Here is a 21,759-nt window from a genome sequence, read left to right as displayed (position 1 = left end):
GTAGTAAATCACAATGCCTCAACAAATACAGGGATTTCAACTTTCTCCACAACAGAAGCGACTATGGTTATTACAACAAAATAGCTCAGTTTACTTGACTAAAGGCGCTATCCTCATTGAGGGTAATTTACAAGTCAATATTTTAAAAAACTCTTTACAAAAAGTTATTGATAGGAATGAAATACTTCGCACTAGTTTTTATAAAACCAGAGGATTAAAAATTCCCATTCAAGTAGTACAAAATAATGTTTCTTTAGCTTGGAAGGAAAGCTCTTTTTTAGCAAAAAATATTGAGAATTATTTGCAAGAGTTTGGCTGGCAGAATATTGAATGGGAAAAAAGTGGTTTACTACAAACAACATTAATTAAACTAACAGATGAAAAACATATTTTATTGATGCAGTTGCCTGCAATGTGTGCTGATACGGCATCATTAAATAATTTATTAGCTGAAATTAGCTGTTCTTATGGTGATGAGTTACCTGATGAAGAACCATTACAATATGCTGATATTTCTGCATGGCAAAATGAACTACTGGAAGCAGAGAAAACACTTGCTAATAAAAAGGATTGGCAACAATTAGATATTTCTCAGCTTGAGAGTTTTAAATTATCTTTTGAACAGCCTCTTACTCAAGAGCAAGAATTTAACCCTCAATTTTTAAAGTTGTCAATTACTCATGAGCTAATTAATAAAATTGAGGCTATTGTTCAAAATTATCAATGTTCAACTAGTGTATTTTTTCTTGCTTGTTGGTTAATTTTGCTTTGGCGATTGACGGAAGAATCACAACCCATCATTGGTTTAGGTTGTGATGGTCGTAATTATGAAGAACTCAAATCAGCAATAGGTTTATTCGCTAAATATTTACCTCTTAACTGCGAGTTAAGCCAAAGAGAGCGCTTCAGTGATATATTAGTTAAACTTAGCACTGCTACAACTGAATTAACCGAATGGCAAGAGAGTTTCGCCTGGGAACAACTTACCGAAATCAATCAAGATTATACAGAACAACCATTTTTCCCATTCTGTTTTGACTTTGCAGAAGCACCAAGTAAGTATACGGCAGGTGATATAAAATTTACTATCTATCAAAAATATGCTTGTGTTGACCAATTTAAAGTTAAACTTACTTGCGATCGCACGCATGATCAAACCGTTAACGCAGAATTCCACTATGATGCTAATCTGTTTTCTCACGCAGATATTCAACGTTTAGCGAGTCAATGGTACACATTATTAGTTAGTGCTATTAAAAACCCCTCTGCAACCATTTCACAATTAAATATTCTCAGTGACCAAGAACGCCAGCAAATTTTAGTTGACTTCAACAACACTCAAACCACAAAATTACAATACGAGTGTATTCATCACTGGTTTGAACAACAGTGCAATTCCACACCAGACAATATTGCGGTTGTCTTTCAAGACCAGCAACTTACTTATCAAGAATTAAATACCCGTGCTAATCAATTAGCTCATTACCTACAAAAATTAGGTGTAGGCTCAGATGTATTAGTAGGTATTTGTGTCGAGCGTTCTTTATGGATGGTCATTGGTTTATTGGGTATTCTCAAAGCTGGCGCAGCTTACGTACCTTTAGACCCTGCTTATCCCGCAGAACGTCAAGCTTATATCATTGCTGATACTCAAACACCTTTGGTACTGACCCAGCAACATCTAGCTACTGGTTTAGCTATAGATAATGTACAACAGCTTTGCATTGATAGCGACTGGTTAATTATTGCCCAAGAAAAAACAGAAAATCTAGTCACTCAGACAACTTCTCAAAATCTAGCCTATGTTATTTATACCTCCGGCTCCACTGGTAAACCTAAAGGAACCTTAATTACTCATCAAGGACTAGTTAATTATTTAAGTTGGTGTACCCAAGCCTACAAAGTTGAACAAGGAACAGGTACATTAGTTCACTCTCCCCTAGGGTTTGACCTGACAGTTACCAGTTTATTTTCACCCTTACTTGTAGGTCGTCAAGTAGAACTTTTACCAGAAAATCAAGGAATTGATGCACTCGCTTCTGCTTTACGCCGTAGCCATAACTTAAGTTTAGTTAAAATTACACCCGCACATTTAGATTTACTCAAAGTACAAATATCATCAACAGAAATAGCAAATTGTACCAGAGCTTTTATTATCGGGGGCGAAAACTTGTTAGCTGAAAAGTTAACATTTTGGCAAGATTTTGCCCCCGATACCATTTTAATTAATGAATATGGCCCCACAGAAACCGTAGTCGGTTGTTGTGTTTATCAAATACCAAATAATCAGCGTGATTCTGGGTCAATTCCTATTGGTAAACCAATCATTAATACGCAACATTATGTATTAGATAAATATTGGCAACCAGTACCTATTGGTGTAGTTGGTGAATTATATATAGCTGGTTTAGGAATCGCTCGCGGCTACTTAAATCAACCAGAATTAACTGCACAAAAGTTTATTCCCAACCCATTTAGCAACCAAGCTGGAGAACGTCTTTATAGAACAGGTGACTTAGCTCGTTATCGTCCAGATGGAACCCTTGAGTTTCTTGGACGTATCGACAATCAAGTAAAAATTCGTGGTTTTCGCATTGAATTAGGCGAAATAGAAGCAGTATTAGATCAACATCCAGAAGTAAAAGAAGTTGTAGTTATTGCCCGTGAGGATGCAGATAAAGAAAAGCGTTTAGTTGCTTATCTTGTTGTCAACCAAAAATCAGAGATTTCTATTAATGAACTACGCAATTATTTATTAGAAAAACTGCCTGAATATATGATACCTGCGGCATTTATCAAGTTAGATGCTTTGCCACTCACACCCAACGGTAAAGTAGACTATCGAGCCTTACCTGAGCAAGCACAACTTGATTTAGCAGAAACATACGTCGCGCCGCAATCTGAGCTTGAGCAAATGATTACAAATATCTGGCAAGAATTATTGCATATAGAAAAGGTAGGTATTCATCACAATTTCTTTGATATTGGTGGTCACTCATTACTAATGGTTCAGGTTCATAGCAAACTGCAAAAACTATTAAATAAAGAGATATCAATGCTTGATATGTTTCAATATTCAACCATTAGTAAATTTGCTAACTATTTAAGTCAAGAACCAAATAATCAGCCTGAATTGCCCAACTATGAACTAAATGAAAATCAGAGAGAATCTAGAAAACAACGTAGGCAACTTAGACAAGGAAGTCAAACTAAAAAATAAGATTATCGACTTCTTCAAGAAGTCGGTAATCTGAAAACCGTGCATTTTCTCAAAAAATATTGCATTACTATATGAATAACTCAAATACATCTGATTACATCGATGAAATAGCCATAATTGGCATGGCAGGCTGTTTTCCTGGTGCTAAAAATATTGATGAATTTTGGCAAAATATCCGAGATGGTGTAGAGTCAATTTATTTTTTTTCTGATGAAGAGTTAATTAATGCAGGTGTAGAACCTAATTTATTAAATCAACCTAATTATGTCAAAGCCGGAGCTATATTAAATGATATAGATTTATTTGATGCGTCATTTTTTAACTTTCATCCTAGAGAAGCAGAAATCACTGATCCGCAACATCGTTTTTTACTAGAATCTGCCTGGAATGCGCTAGAAAATGCTGGCTATGACAGTGAAACTTATTCAGGACGAATTGGTGTTTTTGCTGGCGCAAGCATGAGCAGTTACTTTTTGTCAAATCTTTATGCCAACCGCCAGCTGATAGAATCTGTGGGTGGTAAGCAAATAGCGATCGCCAATAGTCAAGATTTTTTACCCACCTTAATTTCTTATAAATTAAACTTGCAGGGGCCGAGTGTCAATGTCCAAACCTCCTGCTCTACATCGTTAGTTGCGGTTCATCTCGCCTGCCAAAGCTTACTCAACGGCGAAAGTGATATAGCTTTGGCTGGTGGGGTTTCCATTGGAGTACCACACAAAACTGGCTATCCTTATCAAGAAGGCAGTATCTTATCTCCTGATGGACATTGCCGCGCTTTTGATGCCCAAGCCCAAGGCACCGTCAGTGGTAATGGTGTTGGTATTGTAGTTTTAAAACGGTTAGAAGATGCGATCGCAGATCGAGATACCATCCATGCTGTAATCAAAGCCTCCGCTATCAATAATGATGGTTCTGCAAAAGTTGGCTACACTGCTCCCAGTATTGAAGGTCAAGCTAAAGTCATCGCCGAAGCTCTTGGTGTCGCTAGAATCTCACCCGATAAAATTAGTTATATAGAAGCTCATGGTACAGGCACAGTTCTCGGAGACCCCATCGAAATTGCTGCCCTGACAAAAGCTTTCCGCGCCAAAACTGACAAAACAAATTACTGTGCCATTGGTTCAGTCAAAACTAATGTCGGACATTTAGATACAGCCGCAGGTGTGACAGGTTTAATCAAGACAGTTTTAGCCCTTAAGCACAAACAAATACCTCCTAGCCTGCATTTCCAACAACCTAATCCCAAAATTGACTTTGCCAATAGCCCCTTCTACGTTAATAGCCAGCTGTCTCAATGGAAATCAGATGGTAATCCTCGCTGTGCCGGAATCAGTTCCTTTGGTATTGGTGGTACAAATGCCCATGTCATTCTAGAAGAAGCCCCGGTTATTGACCAGGGGAGCAAGGGGGAGCAGAAGAGAGGATATCAGTTGTTGGTACTTTCTGCTAAAACCAGCACAGCTTTAGAAACTGCCACAACAAACTTAATTCAATACTTGCAGCAGAATCCTAACTTAAATTTAGCTGATGTTGCTTATACCCTGAGTGTCGGTCGTCGAGTTTTTGACCATCGCCGCGCCGTAGTTTGCCAAACCCTAGACGATGCAGTGCAAGTTTTACAAACAAAAGCATCGCCACGAGTTTTGACCCGCCATAGGGAACAATCTGCACAACAAGTTGCATTTATGTTTCCCGGACAAGGTACTCAGTATGCAGACATGGCTAAAGAAATATACCAAACTGAACCAATATTCCGAGAACAAGTAGACTACTGCTGTGAATTACTCAAACCTTTGCTAGAGCTAGATTTACGCAATGTTATCTACCCGCAAGCACAACAGCAAGAAACAGCAGCTTTACAATTACAGCAAACCTACATCACCCAGCCAGCATTATTTGTCATTGAATACGCGTTAGCGCAGTTGTGGATGTCTTGGGGTGTCAAACCTAGCACGATGATTGGTCATAGCATTGGCGAGTACGTAGCTGCAACTATCGCTGGTGTGTTCTCTTTAAAAGATGCACTCATGTTAGTAGCAACTCGTGGCAAATTGATCCAGCAACTTCCATCCGGGACAATGTTAGCTGTGCCAATGTCAGAAGCAAAAATTCAACCTTGGCTGAATGAACAACTTTCTTTAGCTGCTATTAACAGTCCAAATTTGTGTGTAGTTTCAGGAACAGAAGCAGCAATTGAGGAATTACAAAACCAGTTAACAGCAAAAGGCGTTGACTGTCGCCGTCTGCATACCTCCCATGCGTTTCATTCCCAGATGATGGACTCGATTTTAGAGCCATTTGAGGAATTTTTCAGCAAAATCAAAATCAATTCTCCCAAAATTCCTTTTGTTTCTAACGTCACAGGTACTTGGATAACAGCAGCACAAGCAACAGATCCAAAATATTGGGTAAAACATCTGCGTCAAACGGTACGGTTCAGCGAAGGAATTGCAAAATTGCTGCAACAGCCAGAGCAAATCCTCTTAGAAGTCGGCCCTGGAAAGGCATTAACTACCTTAGTTAACAAGCAAAAGCTAACAGAACAACTAGTGCTTCTTTCCCTGCGACATCCACAAAACCAACAATCAGATCAGGCGTTTTTGCTCAATACACTCGCGCAACTGTGGTTAGCAAGAATTTCAATTGATTGGTCAGAATTGTATAGTCATGAACAACCTTATCGGATTCCCTTACCCACATATCCTTTTGAACGGAAAAAATACTGGATTGAACCTTTAGTCAATAGTGCAGACAATTCATCTTCTGAAAAAGAAATTATCGTGCAACAACTAAGATTTATAAATAAAACATCTCAATATAATAAAACTTTATCAGTACTAACGGAAATTTTCAGTAATTCTCTAGGAGTAAAATCATCAGAAATTAATGTTAAAGCCCCATTTCTGGAAATGGGCGTAGACTCGCTATTATTACTCCAAATCAACCGCGCTATTCAAGAACAGTTAGGAGTCGAAATTCCTTTTCATATATTTCTAGAAGATTCACTGACAATTGAGTCATTAGCAGCCCACATTGCTAAAGATGAACCTCAATATTCAATACCTCCCGTTACACCGCAGCCTAAACTATCAGTTAATCAGCAAGTAGAACAGCCTGTAAATAGTAATATTGAGCAGATTCTTTTACAGCATCTTCAGGTAATGTCTAAATTAGTAGACTTACTACCTGAGACAGGTTCACTGAATAAAACTCTTCATCTCAACGAACAAATTCCTCAAATTTCAACTAATAGTCAAAATCCCAATTCAACTTTTAAATTAGCACCTAATAAACCAGCTTTTACTTCCCAAACCATCCCCAAAGAATCAATGACTTTGTTGACTCCCCATCAACAAAAACATTTAGATACATTAATTACACGCCTTGTTAACAAAACTCAAGAATCCAAACGGCTTTCACAAGATTATCGTCCCTATCATGCTAATAGCAGAGCAGTCACAGGGTTCTTTCCTGATATTAAAGAGATGATATATCCCATTCACGGACAGCGTGGAGAAGGAGCCAGACTTTGGGATGTGGATGGCAACGAATACGTAGACATCTCTATGGGATTTGGTACGCTTTTATTTGGTCATTCGCCATCTTTTGTAATTGAAGCGATTCAACAACAAATTCAAAATGGCATATTACATGGCCCTCAATCGCGTCTTGCTGGACAAGTAGCCAAATTAATCTGCGAATTAACAGGTGCAGAACGAGCCGCTTTATGCAATACAGGTTCAGAAGCAGTGATGGGAGCAATACGCCTCGCACGCACCGCTACACAACGCACCAAAATAGCCTTATTCACTGGTTCTTATCATGGCAATTTAGACGAAGTTCTCATGAAAGGAGCCATGACATCTGATGAAAAGCTGTATGCTGTGCCGAAAGCTTTAGGCATTCCTCAATATATGGCTGAGAATGTCATCATGCTCAACTATGGTACTTCTGAATCATTAGATATTATTCAAGCTCATGCCCATGAGTTAGCAGCGATTTTAGTTGAGCCAATCCAAAGCAGTCGCCCAGATTTGCAACCTCAAGAGTTTCTCCATCAGTTGAGACAGCTAACCCAAGCAACAGGAATTGTCTTAATTTTTGATGAAGTAATTACAGGCTTTCGGATGCACCCAGCAGGTATACAAGGTTTGTGGGGCATTCAAGCAGATATAACTACCTACGGCAAGGCGGTTGCGGCCGGAATGCCAATTGGGGTAATAGCTGGCAAAGCCGCTTTCCTGGATGCACTCGATGGGGGTATGTGGAACTATGGCGATGAGTCTTATCCGCAAGCAAAAAATACTGTTTTTGCAGGTACTTTCTTCAAACATCCTCTAGCGATGGCTGCTGCTTGGGCTACCTTAAATCATATTAAGAATAATGGATTTAAACTCCAAGAAGAACTAACTCAAAAAACAACAAAATTAGCAGTAACTCTGAATAATTACTTTGAGCAAAAACAAGTACCGATTCGAGTTATTAACTTTGGCTCACTTTTTCGATTTTCTTTCCAAAATAATTCTATACTCAGCAATTTATTTTATTACTACTTGCTAGAAAAAGGAGTATATGTCTGGGAAGGACGCACTTTTTATTTATCAACAGCCCATACGGATGAAGATATAGATCATATTATTCTGGCAGTCAAAAATAGTGTAGTAGAAATGCAAAAAGCTGAGTTTTTACCGCCTTCGCCCATTTCGACAAATATTAATTATATGACTGCAAATTTGGCAACAACTAAGTTTAGCCACAAAGAACTTGCAGCACCCTTGGTCAAAATTCAGCCACAAGGCTCTAAAACACCTTTATTCTTTATTCATCCTATCGGTGGGAATGTTTTTTGTTACAAAGAATTAGCCCATTGTTTAGGTTCAGATCAACCTTTTTATGGGCTGCAAGCACCAAGCCTTTTTGGAGAATATGAAGCACATACCAGAATTGAAGATATGGCTGCTCATTATCTTGCAGCAATACGTACTGTTCAGCCACAAAGCCCATACTATTTAGGAGGATGGTCGCTAGGAAGTATCATTGCTTTTGAGATGGCACAACAACTACAAAAGCAAAGTCAGCAAGTGCCTCTAATATTCTTATTGGATAATGCAGCACCTACTTTTTCTACTCAACCTATAGTGATTCAGCCATATAATGATTCTGAGATTTTAGCTAGTTTTGCATCTGATTTAGCTAGTTCCGCTGGAAAGAATTTATCAGCATCATCTGAGAAGTTTCAACAAATGCAGTATGACGAGCAATTGCAGTATGTTTTTGAGCAATTACAAGTAGCTAACTTAATGCCAGCTAATTTTAGCTTTCACAATTTCTACCGATTTTTTAAAGTTTATCAAAGTAACCTACAAGCAGTGTGTAAATATGAACCACAAGTATATTCTAATCGGATGATTCTCTTAAACGCCAGCGATAGTAATGAAGGGTTTGATTATCCCAAAGACCCTAGTTGGGGTTGGCAGCAACTATCTTCTGAACCAGTAGAAATATATACAATTCCTGGTAATCATTACACTATGCTAACTCAACCTCACGCGCAAGTTTTAGCAGAGCAACTAAAAACATGCCTAAATCAGCTAGAGCTTGGACTACTTGTTAAGTAAAACAACCATAACTTACACCAATAGTAAAATTTAACTTGATGGATACTACTAGCATATCTAATTTGCAAAAGTTGGAATTATCAACCGAGACAATTGCCAAAACAACAAATCAGAATCTAACAACAGAACTTAATCTTCGTCAACAAAAGCATTTAAAAACATTAATTACTCGTTACAATCAACGCACAAAAACATCCAAACAACTAGCTCAAAAATATCGTCCTGTTTTTGCCAATAATAGAGGTTCTGTCGGGTTTGATTTTCTTATAAAAGAAATGTTCTATCCGATTTTGACTGAACGTTCTTTAGGCTCCAGAATGTGGGATGTTGATGGTAATGAATATATAGACCTGACTGGTGGATATGGTATACATTTATGTGGTTATAATCCGCCATTTATCAAAAAAGCTATTACAGATCAACTTGAATATGGTATCCAAAGCGGCGCACAAGCAGCACTTGCTGGTGAAGTTGCTGAGTTAATCTCGGAACTGACGGGGATGGAACGGGTAGCTTTTTGTAGTGTAGGCACAGAAGCAATGATGTTAGCCCTACGCATAGCCAGAGCAGCCACAAATCGTCATAAGATTGCTTTATTTTCTGGTTCTTATCATGGTATTTTTGATGGAACTTTAGTAAAAGCAGAGACGACAGATGGCAGTCCTAAAGGGATTCCAGAGTATCCGGGAATAACACCAAATACTGCTGAAGATGTTTTGGTTTTAGAGTATGGAAGTCTTGAGTCGTTAGAGATAATTAAAAACTATAAGCAAGAATTGGCCGCTGTTTTGGTAGAACCTGTACAACAACACAGACTCGGCTTTCAACCCCAAGCCTTTATTCAGCAACTACGCCAATTGACTCAAACATTAAAAATACCGTTAATCTTTGACGAAATGAATACTGGCTTCCGCATTCATCCAGGTGGCGCACAAGCATGGTTTGGAGTTGAAGCCGACATTGCAACCTACGGAAAAATAGTTGGTGGTGGTATGCCTTTAGCAGTAGTGGCTGGTAAAGCTGCTTATATGGATACCATTGATGGCGGTATGTGGAATTATGGTGATGTGTCTTCTCCAGATGTACCAGCTACGTGGTCTGGGACTAGTTATTGTAGACATTCTCTTTCTCTAGCTGCTGCGCGTGCTTTATTGCAATATTTAAAAATGCAAGGGGTCAGTCTACAAGAACAGTTAAACCAACGGACATCGCAATTTGTAGAAAGGCTAAATGCTTACTTTGAATTAGAAAAACTTCCCATCTATCTGTCAAATTTTGGCTCGTTTTTCAATGCTAATTTTTCTGAAACTTCTCTTTTACTAACAGAGCCTTCATTTCTAATTGGGCTAAAACTCATATTTAATCACATGATTGATAGAGGTGTTTTAATGCCAAAAGGTGATGGCTTTTTGTCTACAGCCCATACAGCAGAAGATATTGATTTTATTATTCAGGCTGTTCAAGATAGTGTCAGAGAATTACAAGCAGGTGGTTTTTTACTTAGTTAGTTTTTAACAAACTCTATAGACGAGAAAAACAAAATGAATCAAACAAATTCTGAAGATACAACAATTTATAAGGTTGTGGTTAACCATGAAGAACAATATTCTATTTGGCCTGCTGATAGAGAAAATGCCCTTGGGTGGCGAGATGCTGGTAAAAGTGGACTCAAATCAGAATGTCTGGAATATATTAAGGAAGTTTGGACTGATATGAGACCTCTGAGTTTAAGGAAAAAAATGGAGGAGTAGGCTCAACAGCTAATTCAACTTGTAATGAAGACAAACATATCAAGTTACAATTCTTGGATAATTTGCCCCAAAGCAAATCCTTTAGCAGATTTGCGTTTATTTTGCTTTCCTTATGCGGGTGGTAGTTCTTTGCTATTTCGCAGTTGGGCTGATTATTTACCTCCGTTTATCGAAGTTTGCGCGATTGAACTTCCAGGTCGAGGTAGACAAATAAAATTGCCGCTATGTAATAATATGGATGTGCTTGTAGATGCGATCGCCTCCATAATTCACCCCTATTTAGACAAACCATTCGCCTTTTTTGGTCACAGTATGGGTGGCTTAATTAGCTTTGAGTTAGCGCGGCTACTTCGCAAAAAGTATCATCTTCTCCCCGTCCACTTATTTATCTCTGGTCGTCACGCCCCGCAAATCCCCGACTCATACCCGGCAATTCATAACCTCCCGGAAGCAGATTTCATCGCAGAAATACGTCATCTCAACGGGACACCACCAGCTGTATTAGAGAATTCTGAACTAATGCAATTATTTCAGCCAATTTTACGTGCTGATTTTGCTGTTTTAGAAACTTATATTTATACTCCTGAACCACCTTTAGCATGTCCCATTAGTGTATTTGGCGGATTACAAGATTCGGAAGTGAGTTGTGACGAATTACAAGCATGGCAAGAACAAACAACGACTAATTTTAATTTAGATATGTTTCCTGGTGATCACTTTTTTCTGCATTCTGCCCAATCTATGTTAATAGCAAGTTTAGCTAAATATTTATCAGCACAAATTAACCAAAATCTCACATTCAAACTCTAATGTTTTCTTTTGTCAAAAATAAACCACTTTACCCTATTCAGTGGCACAAAGTATTACGCAGATTCTTACCTTTTCTACTCGGAATTATTTTCATTTTAGTTATTAGTAGTCAAAGTATTAGTTCTGTACCCAAAACCACAGAAATTCTTTGGGATACCTACGGCATACCGCATATATATGGAAATAACACTCCCAATGCTTTTCAAGCTTTTGGGTGGGCGCAGATGCAAAGTCACGGAAACTTACTGTTGCACCTCTACGGTCAAGCCAGGGGAAAAGCTGCACAATATTGGGGAGAAGATTATCTCGAATCAGATAAATGGGTACTGACAATGGGTGTACCCAAACGGGCTAGTACTTGGTATGCAGCCCAAAGTCCGGCATTTCGTAGTTATCTCAAAGCTTTTGCTAATGGAATTAATACTTATGCCAAAAAGCATCCCGATTTAATTGACGATGAAGTCAAAGTAGTATTACCAGTCACGCCAGAGGATGTACTTAGTCACTTACAAAGAGTACTGCTGTTTACTTTTGTCGTCGATCCAGGAAGGGTAGCTGATATAACTCATACTAAGTCTGCGCTAGGTTCTAATGGTTGGGCGATCGCACCAAAACGGTCAGCCAGTGGTAAAGCAATGCTGTTAGCCAATCCCCACTTACCTTGGGGCGATTTATTTTTATGGTACGAAGCCCAAATTACTGCCCCAGGTATTGATGCTTATGGGGCAACATTGGTCGGTATTCCGGTTTTAGCGATCGCCTTCAACGATAATTTAGGTTGGACTCACACAGTCAATACTCATGATGGTTGGGATAGCTACAAACTCAAATTACAAAAAGATGGCTATCTTTTTGATGGCAAAGTTCGCCCCTTTGAAACAACAAACTTTTCCTTAAAAATTAAGCAAAAAAATGGCGCTTTCCGAGAGCAAATCTTCTCCGTCCAAAATTCTCTTCATGGCCCTGTAGTTAGCGCTAACAAAGGTAAAGCTTTAGCACTGCGCGTCGTTGGTCAAAACAGTCCAGGCGTTTTAGAACAGTGGTGGGATATGGCCAGTTCCCAAAATCTCACCCAATTTCAGAAAGCATTGCAACGCTTACAGTTACCTATGTTTACTGTTATGTATGCCGACCGTGAAGGCCATATTATGCACCTATTCAACGGTCTAGTTCCTGTACGTCAGCAAGGAGACTTTGCCTACTGGCAAAACACTATTCCTGGTGATACCTCGAAAACTCTCTGGACTAAAATGCACCCATATCGAGATTTGCCAAAAGTGATTGATCCCCCTAGTGGTTGGTTACAAAATACCAATGACCCACCTTGGACTACCACTTTTCCTATTGCTATCAAAGCCGACAATTATCCATCCTATATGGCACCACGGGGGCCAATGGATTTCCGGGCGCAGCGTTCTGCCAGAATGTTAGCTGAAGATGAAAGTATTTCCTTCGAGGAAATGATTGCCTACAAGCATTCAACCCAAATGGAACTAGCAGACAGAATTCTCGATGATTTGATTCCTGCTGCTCAAAACCAAGAAAATCAAATAGCACGCCGCGCTGCTGAAGTGCTGACAAAATGGGATCGTAAAGCCGATGCAAATAGCCGAGGTGCTGTACTATTTAACTCTTGGGTGGACAACCTCGATATAAATACAGCATTTAGTATTCCTTGGAATGAAAAATCTCCCCGCACGACACCGGATGGTTTAGCTGATCCTGAAAGTGCAGTCAAAATACTAGCAAATGTCGCCGCCAAAATAGAGCAGACCTATGGCACTCTAGATGTTGCTTGGGGTGACGTTTTTCGATTACGTTCTGACAATGTGGACTTACCTGCTAATGGCGGTGATGGAGAAAAAGGGATCTTTCGCGTAGTCACTTTCGCCCCAACAAATGATGGACGCTTTCAAGCAGTTAATGGTGACTCTTACGTTGCTGCGGTGGAGTTTTCCCAACCAGTCAAAGCCAAGGCACTCACTAGCTATGGTAATGCTACTCAACCGAATTCACCTCATATTGGCGATCAACTGCAATTATTTGCCCGTCAGGAATTACGTCCTGTTTGGCGTAATCGGCAAGAAATTACAGCCCACTTAGAAGAGCGTACCGTCTTCTAATTTGATACCTGGTGATTAACTACAGATGCACACAGCTAATTTTGTTTTTAAACACAAAGTAGTACTGAGGTTAATGCGGAGTAACGCTAAGATTTGAAGGCAAAATGTGTGTATTTGTGGTATTTGATTTTGCTTTTGAGGTATGTCAGTTTTTATGTCTGATGATCTTGATGTTGTTTGGATTAGTTCTAGTCCTGCATTATAGCGTTTAGCTCAACCCTTACTACAATACATCTCGCAATATGCAAATGTGGCTGAGTGGGAATATCGCTTTGGTAAGGATGAAGGTAGTTCGATTGATGAGGATTGACAAGATATTAAACAGGTATTTCGATAATAAACTCTGTACCCTCACCCAAAATAGAATTACAACTCAATTTGCCGCCGTGGGTTTGTTCGACTATTTGTCTGGCTATAGCTAACCCTAAACCTGTACCTTTTCCCACAGGTTTAGTAGTATATAAATGGTCAAATATTTTTTGTTTAACTTCTTCATTCATCCCCTTACCATTATCAGCAATTGATATTTTTACCTGGTTATCATTAATTGATGTAGTAATGTTAATGAGGTTATGATTAGCTCGAATTTCCTCAAAACTGCGTCCTTGATTTGATTCATCTAAAGCATCAATAGCATTTGCTAAGATATTCATAAATACCTGATTTAACTGACCAGGAAAACATTTTATTGAAGGTAAATCACTGTAGTTAGTGATAACTTCAACAGCGGGACGTTGCTCATTAGCCTTGAGACGATGTTTCAAAATTAAAATTGTGCTATCAATGCCTTCATGGATATTAAATGGTACTTTGTAATCTTTATCAGCACGGGAGAAGGTGCGGAGACTAGTGCTGATATTTTTTAGCCTGTCACAGGCTATATTCATAGAATCAATCATTTTTGGTAAATCTTCCAAGGTATATTCCAAATCAATATTTTCGGCGTGCTTGAGAATTTGATTACTCTTGTCTGGGAAAGTTTCTTGATAGATTTTTAAATGTTCAACAATATCAGCAATAGTAGGTTGAGCTTGTTGCAAACTGGCAGCAATAAATCCTAAAGGATTATTCATCTCATGGGCTACTCCAGCAACTAAATTACCTAACGCAGACATCTTTTCACTTTGCACGATTTGTAATTGGGCGTTTTGCAAATTGTGCAATGCTTGTTCTAACTCTTGGGCATATTGTTGCGATCGCTCATATAATCGCGCATTTTCCAGAGAAATTGCGGCTTGAGCGCAGAGTAAGTTGAGTAGTTCGATGCGATCGCTCGTAAATGCACCTGTAACTAATCTATTTTCTAGATATAAAATGCCCAGCAACTTCCCTTGATGCAAAATCGGATTACATAAAATACTCTTGGGCTGCTCACGGATAATATAAGGATCACTAGCTAAAACCGGATTAAGCGCCGCATCTAGTAGTACAGCAGTTCGCCTCTCATTTTTGACTTTGTAAATCAGCTTCAGGGGAATGTCTTGGCTGTCCTCAATAGGAAGACACTGCAACACAACTGGCTCAGAACCCACGACAATTAGTCCTTTGATCAATAGGCGATTGTCTTGGGTGTCTTGTAGAGAATCATCTTGCAACAGCATCAACACACATTTATCAGCCCCCGCATTTTCAATAACAATATGCAACAACGATGCAAGTAGTTTTTTGAGTTCGATTTCGCTAGAAAGGCTTTGAGAGGCTTTAAGAATGGTAGCTAAATCTAGAGAATCGGAGATGCTAGTAGAAGAATTTGTGGAAGTATGAGTTCCCAAGGGAAAAACAGTTTCTTGAATTGAGAGGGAAGTACGAGTTTGTTGGAAGATAGAAGTCAGTAGTTGCGGGTAGCGTTGTTCTAAATCAACAACCTTGGCTTTTGCACCCCAACGAGCATAGCCGTAATAAGCTTCAATCATATAGCCTTGGGCGATGCGCTCTCTGCCCCCATCAAGGTAAAATTTAGCTGTCAGTTCGTTAGCTAAAGCTTCTTCTTGAATATATGCGTTAGCTTTAGCCCCAGCAATGGCGAGATCGTACCAATCTGCTGCTTCATAATTTTTGCCTAATACTCGACATTTTTCCGCTTCCACCAAATCAACTTTATGTTGATAATTCATCGGAGCATAGTGCGCCCAGTATTGTTTTAGCTGAGTTTGGTTCTGTTCTATCCGTTGAAGGACTTCTGCTGTTTCTTCCGATTCACCACTCAAAACTGCTAAAGCAGTCAAAGAATCATAAAAATAAAACGTAGGTTCATATACTAGTCCCTGAGCAGCGATTAAGTAGCGACTGCACTCAACTGCATGATTTTGAGCTTGTTCAATTTCTCCAAACAAAAAGCAGAGCATGAGTTTGTATGAATAGAAGACAAACAACTCACTTACGTCATTATCAGATATAATTTGCGGAAGAATTTCCGTCTCTTGTACAGCTTCCCCAGACAAAATACAAGGATTATCCCCAAAACCCAACAAATTTAATGCAGACTGCCAAGAAAGCCGACAATGATTAGCTAGTCCCAATTGATTCAGCTGCATCAACCCATTGTAGTAAGCACGAGCATTCTCCTCCAAAGTAGCCAGCGGTTGATTACACCAAAAAGCAGCATTACAAAAAGTACGAGCATGATATCCAGCAAACTTTGTGCTACCAACTTCTAAACCAGTTACGTAACCTTCTTGCAACAGTGGGAGGATATCTTTGATGTGAGATTTGCGGTGCAGGATAAAACCTCCTAACACTAAAAGCACCTCTGGCTTAATAGCTTTAGCGTCAAATTTTGAGATGATTTGTAGGGATAATTGAGCAAATTCTGTGGCTGCATCTACATATTTTAAAAGATTGCAGAGAATGAAGCCATAGTTAGCATAAGCAAATGCAGAAATAATTGTATTTCCATGTTGAATGGATAATTTGACTGACAAAGAAATCAGTAATGGACACAGAATAGAACCGGAGTTGTAAGCTGGTGGGATGAGAGCATAGGCAATATGGACAATTGCCAAGATTTGCCGATCTGTCATAACAGGCAAATCAAATAAATCGGCAATTTTTCTATCTTCTATTAGTTCATTAATCTCGTGAATTGATTGTTGAATATCTACTGGTGTTAGTGATTCGGCAAATATTACCCCAAACTGTTGCAGGAGTTTTTGTCCAATGTCTAGGGCTTCGACTGGCTTATTTTGAAAAACATAAGATTGAATTTTAATACAGTAGACATTGACTTTCTCTAGCAAAGATTGTGCCTGGGTAATCACGCTATCAATCAACTGTTCCATTACCTCAAATTCGCCGCATAAAGAAGCAATCTCTGCCGCTAAGTCATGGAAGGCAAGTGTTATTTCATATTGTTGCTGCCAGGCTTTTTCCCCTAACAGAGATAATCCAACTGCGGCATATTCGCCCGCAGCTTGATAGGCGGTGGAACTTTTAGCTTTGCGACAAGCAATTAAATTAAGTTCTGCTAATTCATCCCGTTGTGTTTGTTGGTTAATTAAAGCAATTCCGTGATTTAATTGATTGACTATTTCAAAAATTCGTTCTTCTCTTGCTGCTGGATCAATTTTTTGCAGCAGCAGTCGCCCGATTTGATAGTGTGTTGTCTGTTTTTGCTCATGGGGAATCAGTAAATAGGCGGCTTGTTGGACGCGATCGTGTAAAAATTTATATTTAGCTAATTGTTTGTTGATATTTGACAACCCTAGTTGCTGATTATCTTCTCCTTGATAAAATTTATAAACATCACTAATCGGTAAAATCAATCCTTCTTGCAATGCTCCCCATAAATTCGCCGCTGTTTCAACTTCTGATTGTTCTAGAACAATAGCCAAAGTTGCTAAATCAAACTGATTGCCAATACAAGCTGCTAACTGCAATATATATTGAGTCGCTGGCAGTAGTTTTCGCAATTGAAAAACCATAAAAGTTACGATATCATCTGTAACTGCTTGAGTTTTTACTTGTGCAATATCACATTGCCAACAACCTAACTCCAAATTAAATTTAATGATATTTTCTTGATGTAATGCCTTAAGAAACTGGGTAGCAAAAAATGGATTACCTTGAGTTTTTTGATAAATTAATGCAGAAATATCCCAGGCTAAATTTTTTGGACATTTAATTGTATCCGCAACTAAATAGTTTGTTTGTAGTTGGTTTAAAGGTGTTAAATTAATGGTTTGGATTGTTGCTGATGTTTTTTGAATTTCACTCAAAGTTAATAGTATTATATGACCAGAACTAACTTCGTTATCACGATAAGCACCAATGATCAACAGACGACCTGTATCAGCCATTAATATCTGAATTAATTTTAGCGATGCGGAATCTGCCCATTGCAAATCATCTAAGAATATCACTAAGGGCTGTTCAGCACTGGTAAAGACTTGAGTGAATTTTTGGAACAATAAATTAAAGCGATTTTGGGCTGCTATTCCTGATAAATCTATGGCTGGTGGTTGTTGACCAATAATGATTTCTAGTTCAGGAATAACATCAATAATTACTTGTCCATTTTCGCCAACAGCTTCTAATATTTTGTGTTTCCATTGCTGAATTTTTATGTCACTTTCTGTTAAAAATTGCCCAATTAAATCGCGGAATGCTTGGACAAAAGCACTGAAGGGAATATTGCGATTAAATTGGTCATATTTACCTTTAATAAAATAACCCTGTTGGCGCACAATTGGTTTATGCACTTCGTTGACAATTGCGGTTTTCCCAATCCCTGAAAAACCAGCTACCAGTATCATTTCTGTTGCGCCAGTGCTAACTCGCTCAAACGCTTGAAGTAAGGTTTCTACTTCAGCCTCTCTACCATATAATTTATCAGGGATGATAAAGCGATCGCACATATCCCTACTAGCAATCTCAAAACTTTGAATTTCACCAGTTTCTCTTAACTGAGTTAAACATTTTTCTAAATCAAATTTCAATCCTAATGCACTCTGATACCTATCTTCAGCATTCTTCGCCATCAATTTCATCACAATCTCAGAAATAACCTGGGGAATCTCTTCTCTGTTCCCCAATAGCGCAGGCATTTTTGCAATGTGACAATGTACTAACTCCATTGCATCATTAGATGAAAATGGTAACTCACCTGTGAGTAACTCAAAAAAAGTTACACCCAGTGAATAAAAATCAGTCCGATAGTCAATTCCCCGATTCATTCTCCCGGTTTGTTCAGGAGAAATATAAGCCAGTGTTCCTTCTAATACATTGGGATTAACTAAGGTTTGAGTTTCTCGTGGTAGAAGTGATGCAATGCTAAAATCAATTAATTTAATTTCTTTGGTTACAGGATTAATTAAAATATTGCTAGGTTTAATATCTTTATGAATAATGCGATTTTGATAGAGAATATCTAAGGTATTGCAGAGTGCGATCGCAATTTCTAAAAATTCCTTAAGAAATAGTGAGTTTTTCTCTACTCCCCACTTTTTGAGAGAAATTCCCCCAAAGTCTTCCATGACCAATATATAACCATTTTGGCAAGATTCTAGACTATAAGTTTGAATAATTCCAGGATAATTGAGATTTTTGGCAATAGTATATTGATTGCGGAATTGGACAAGTTCGCTAAAGCTGGGATAAAAATTTTTCAGGAGTTTGATAACAACAGGTAGGTTATCAATTTTTCTAACTGCTCGGTAAACTACAGTTCTCAACCCATCATAAATTTGCTCATTAACTATATATCCGGGAATATTTACTTGAGTGTTAATCATAACTATTTTCAGATTGAAAGCGGTTTTGTTTAGTATTCCCAGATATCAGCAAAAAAATAGTTTAAAATTAAAAATGTTTACATAGGGATTTTAAGAAAATTATTAAACATGATGTAATTAACTTAAGCAATAAACTAGTAAAATTACCCCCATGACAACACAAGACGCACGACAATATGCCCCAGCCACAGAGCGCAATCGTGAACCAATTCTCGAAGTACTTTTACAAGTATTGCCTGGGAGTGGTACAGTTTTGGAAATTGCCAGCGGGACAGGCGAACACGCAGTCTATTTTGCATCCAAATTCAAAAATTGTATGTGGCTGCCAACAGATGTTAACCCCCAAGCCAGAGCCAGTATAGCTGCCTGGACTGAACATTATCAATGTCAAAATGTTTATCCACCCCTAGAGCTTGATGTCAAAGAACCAGTTTGGGTCGTAGAGAAAGAAATAGCAACCAACTGGCTAAATACTTCACCAATTACGGCGATCGTTAATATTAATATGATTCACATTTCACCGTGGTCAGCTTGTTTAGGACTAGTGGCTGGTGCAGGTCGCATCTTACCTGTAGGTGGGATTTTCTATTTATATGGGCCTTTTAAACAAGGCGGAGAACATACAGCCCCAAGTAATGCAGCTTTTGATGAATATTTACGCGCCCAAAATCCAGAATGGGGTGTGCGTAACTTAGAGGATGTCATAGCCACCGCTAAAACAGAAAATCTTGTCGTGAAGCAAATTGACAAAATGCCGGCAAATAATCTCTCGGTAGTTTTTGAACGAACTGAGAATGTAACTTTTGGGTGATGTCTGCGAACCGCCTTGAGCAGTTGCATCACTCAGTTTAAAAAAGCCAAAAATAGGTAAGCACCAGAGTCACCACAGTTAACGGTAGTCCAAATCGCAAATGCTCACCAAATGTCAGCCGATATCCTTTCTTCGCAACTGCCTCCGCTACAATCAAATTGGCTACAGAACCCAACAGCGTCAAATTTCCTGCCAATGTGGAAGCCGCCGCCAGCAGTAGCCAAGTTTGGTTGTTGGGATGGGGAATGAGGTGATGTAGCAGCAGTACCGCCGGCACATTAGATACTAAATTTGATAACAATACTGTTACTCCCAGAATGCTCAAGGGATCGTTAACAAAACGGGTAAACGATTCTAGGACACCCAGTTTCTGTACACCCTCGGTAAGGATAAATAGCCCACAAAACATCAATAGCAAATCCCAGTCTACTTTTTGCAAAGTTCGCTCTGGCTTGATACGGCGTGTTACTAGTAATAGTCCGGCAGCAATTAGAGTAGTCTCAGCAGTGGGAATTCCCAACAAAAACGCTACTAACAATCCAGTAGTAATTAGCAGACTCTTGGCTAACAAAGGTTTAAAGATGCGGTAGCGTGGTGGTTCTACTTTCAAATAAGGACGTAGCGATCGCACCTCTGGATACAACCACCATAACCAACCTACTTGGATTACCAAACTTATGAAAGCTAGTGGTGTCAAAGCTTGGGCAAAGTCTAAATAACTAATCCCAGAAAATGAACCAATTAAAATATTCTGCGGATTGCCGCTGAGGGTAGCGACAGAACCAAGATTTGTTGCGCCAGCCAATGCTAACAGGTAGGGAATAGGGTTGAGATTGAGTAATTGAGTGATGCCGACTACCAGCGGTGTGAGGATCAGGGCGATCGTATCATTGAGAAACAGCGCCGAAAGCAAGCCGCTACCAAAAGTTAAGCCGATTAATAACCCGAATGGACTGTGGATATAACGGATAGTGTAATCAACAGCTAACTGGAAAAAACCCGAAGCTGCAATATTAGCGCTAATGATCATCATGCCGAACAAGAAGACAAGGGTTTTATAGTCAATAGCACTCCACGCCGCAGATAGATCAAGTAATCCCAATGCCATCAACAACGCTGCACCCACAAGGGCGATGGTGGCACGATTCATCCGCAGTCCGGGTAAATAGCCCATTCCTAAACCAATGTAAGTCAGCAAAATTACCAAGTACCGCAGAACTACCATCGCCTACTCTCCAACTTTAGCTAACTTAAGATATAGATTAAGTGTCTGGCATAAAGAACCAAAATAAAGCTAAAGCATGGGTGGCGATCGCTATCATATTCAAAAAGCCAGCCAATTTCATTTGATTGTGCTGTCTACCAATAAAATTAAAACTGCCCTGGCGGATAACCAGAGCAGATAGAGAGAAGGAAAGATAGATTTAAGAAGGGGAATTTTAGAGCTTTATCCCCGGTTTACACATAGTAAATTTGCTATGTAATTAAATACATCTTCAGTTCTATGCTTTCCGGTAAGACAGCAAAAAATTTTTGGGTTCGCTCTAAGCAGCTATTTGTCTCACTTTTGTACAACTGGTGTAAGTATTTGCTCAATCGCAGCCAGTATATCTGCATCTAACTTCACTCCTGATGCAGCAGCGTTATCAACAACTTGTTCTGGACCTGACTTTTCCCGTTAAGTCTTGAAAGGC

9 protein-coding genes are annotated in these 21,759 nt (G+C 39.0%); 7 read left to right on the top strand and 2 right to left on the bottom strand.

Annotated features, from left to right (window positions below):
* Positions 1–13: 13 nt before the first annotated feature.
* The 6 genes from NCWK1_RS15425 (at position 14) to NCWK1_RS15400 (ending at position 13,525) form a co-directional block, all read left to right on the top strand.
* Positions 14–3,220, top strand: coding sequence for a non-ribosomal peptide synthetase (locus tag NCWK1_RS15425; RefSeq protein ID WP_103125318.1), 3,207 nt, complete (start codon positions 14–16; stop codon positions 3,218–3,220).
* 71 nt (positions 3,221–3,291) lie between these two features.
* Positions 3,292–8,841, top strand: a complete 5,550-nt coding sequence (locus NCWK1_RS15420) for a type I polyketide synthase (protein ID WP_103125317.1) — start codon at positions 3,292–3,294, stop codon at positions 8,839–8,841.
* 38 nt (positions 8,842–8,879) lie between these two features.
* Positions 8,880–10,349, top strand: a complete 1,470-nt coding sequence (locus NCWK1_RS15415) for an aspartate aminotransferase family protein (protein ID WP_103125316.1) — start codon at positions 8,880–8,882, stop codon at positions 10,347–10,349.
* Between the two features lie 33 nt (positions 10,350–10,382).
* Positions 10,383–10,592 (top strand): MbtH family protein, encoded by a 210-nt coding sequence (locus tag NCWK1_RS15410; RefSeq protein WP_096576670.1) that lies wholly within the window; start codon positions 10,383–10,385, stop codon positions 10,590–10,592.
* Positions 10,593–10,616: 24 nt separating this feature from the next.
* Positions 10,617–11,402 carry a thioesterase II family protein gene (locus NCWK1_RS15405; protein WP_103125315.1) on the top strand — a complete coding sequence of 262 codons (786 nt, stop codon included), beginning with the start codon at positions 10,617–10,619 and terminating at the stop codon, positions 11,400–11,402.
* Positions 11,402–13,525, top strand: coding sequence for an acylase (locus NCWK1_RS15400; protein ID WP_103125314.1), 2,124 nt, complete (start codon positions 11,402–11,404; stop codon positions 13,523–13,525). The genes NCWK1_RS15405 and NCWK1_RS15400 overlap by 1 nt, the downstream gene beginning before the upstream one ends.
* 317 nt (positions 13,526–13,842) lie before the next feature.
* Here the strand turns inward: NCWK1_RS15400 and NCWK1_RS15395 are convergent, their stop codons facing one another.
* Positions 13,843–19,254, bottom strand: coding sequence for a trifunctional serine/threonine-protein kinase/ATP-binding protein/sensor histidine kinase (locus NCWK1_RS15395; RefSeq protein WP_103125313.1), 5,412 nt, complete (start codon positions 19,252–19,254; stop codon positions 13,843–13,845).
* Between the two features lie 151 nt (positions 19,255–19,405).
* On the opposite strand from NCWK1_RS15395, the gene NCWK1_RS15390 reads away from it, so the two are divergent.
* The gene (locus NCWK1_RS15390) at positions 19,406–20,065 is read left to right on the top strand and encodes a DUF938 domain-containing protein (RefSeq protein ID WP_103125312.1); all 660 of its coding nucleotides are present in this window, start codon (positions 19,406–19,408) and stop codon (positions 20,063–20,065) included.
* Between the two features lie 37 nt (positions 20,066–20,102).
* Here NCWK1_RS15390 and NCWK1_RS15385 read toward each other — a convergent pair whose 3' ends face one another.
* Positions 20,103–21,290, bottom strand: coding sequence for an anion transporter (locus NCWK1_RS15385; protein ID WP_103125311.1), 1,188 nt, complete (start codon positions 21,288–21,290; stop codon positions 20,103–20,105).
* Positions 21,291–21,759 lie beyond the last annotated feature (469 nt).

It is taken from the genome of Nostoc cycadae WK-1 (assembly GCF_002897135.1).
GTDB lineage: Bacteria > Cyanobacteriota > Cyanobacteriia > Cyanobacteriales > Nostocaceae > Nostoc_B.
Note: the sequence above shows the minus strand (reverse complement) of the source record. Positions and strands in the feature narration are given on the sequence as shown.

Coding starts and splice junctions, on each gene's coding strand:
- NCWK1_RS15420 (WP_103125317.1), top strand. CDS start 3,292: ATGAATAACTCAAATACATCTGATTACATCGATGAAATAGCCATAATT.
- NCWK1_RS15390 (WP_103125312.1), top strand. CDS start 19,406: ATGACAACACAAGACGCACGACAATATGCCCCAGCCACAGAGCGCAAT.
- NCWK1_RS15385 (WP_103125311.1), bottom strand. CDS start 21,290: ATGGTAGTTCTGCGGTACTTGGTAATTTTGCTGACTTACATTGGTTTA.
- NCWK1_RS15395 (WP_103125313.1), bottom strand. CDS start 19,254: ATGATTAACACTCAAGTAAATATTCCCGGATATATAGTTAATGAGCAA.
- NCWK1_RS15400 (WP_103125314.1), top strand. CDS start 11,402: ATGTTTTCTTTTGTCAAAAATAAACCACTTTACCCTATTCAGTGGCAC.
- NCWK1_RS15405 (WP_103125315.1), top strand. CDS start 10,617: ATGAAGACAAACATATCAAGTTACAATTCTTGGATAATTTGCCCCAAA.
- NCWK1_RS15425 (WP_103125318.1), top strand. CDS start 14: ATGCCTCAACAAATACAGGGATTTCAACTTTCTCCACAACAGAAGCGA.
- NCWK1_RS15415 (WP_103125316.1), top strand. CDS start 8,880: ATGGATACTACTAGCATATCTAATTTGCAAAAGTTGGAATTATCAACC.
- NCWK1_RS15410 (WP_096576670.1), top strand. CDS start 10,383: ATGAATCAAACAAATTCTGAAGATACAACAATTTATAAGGTTGTGGTT.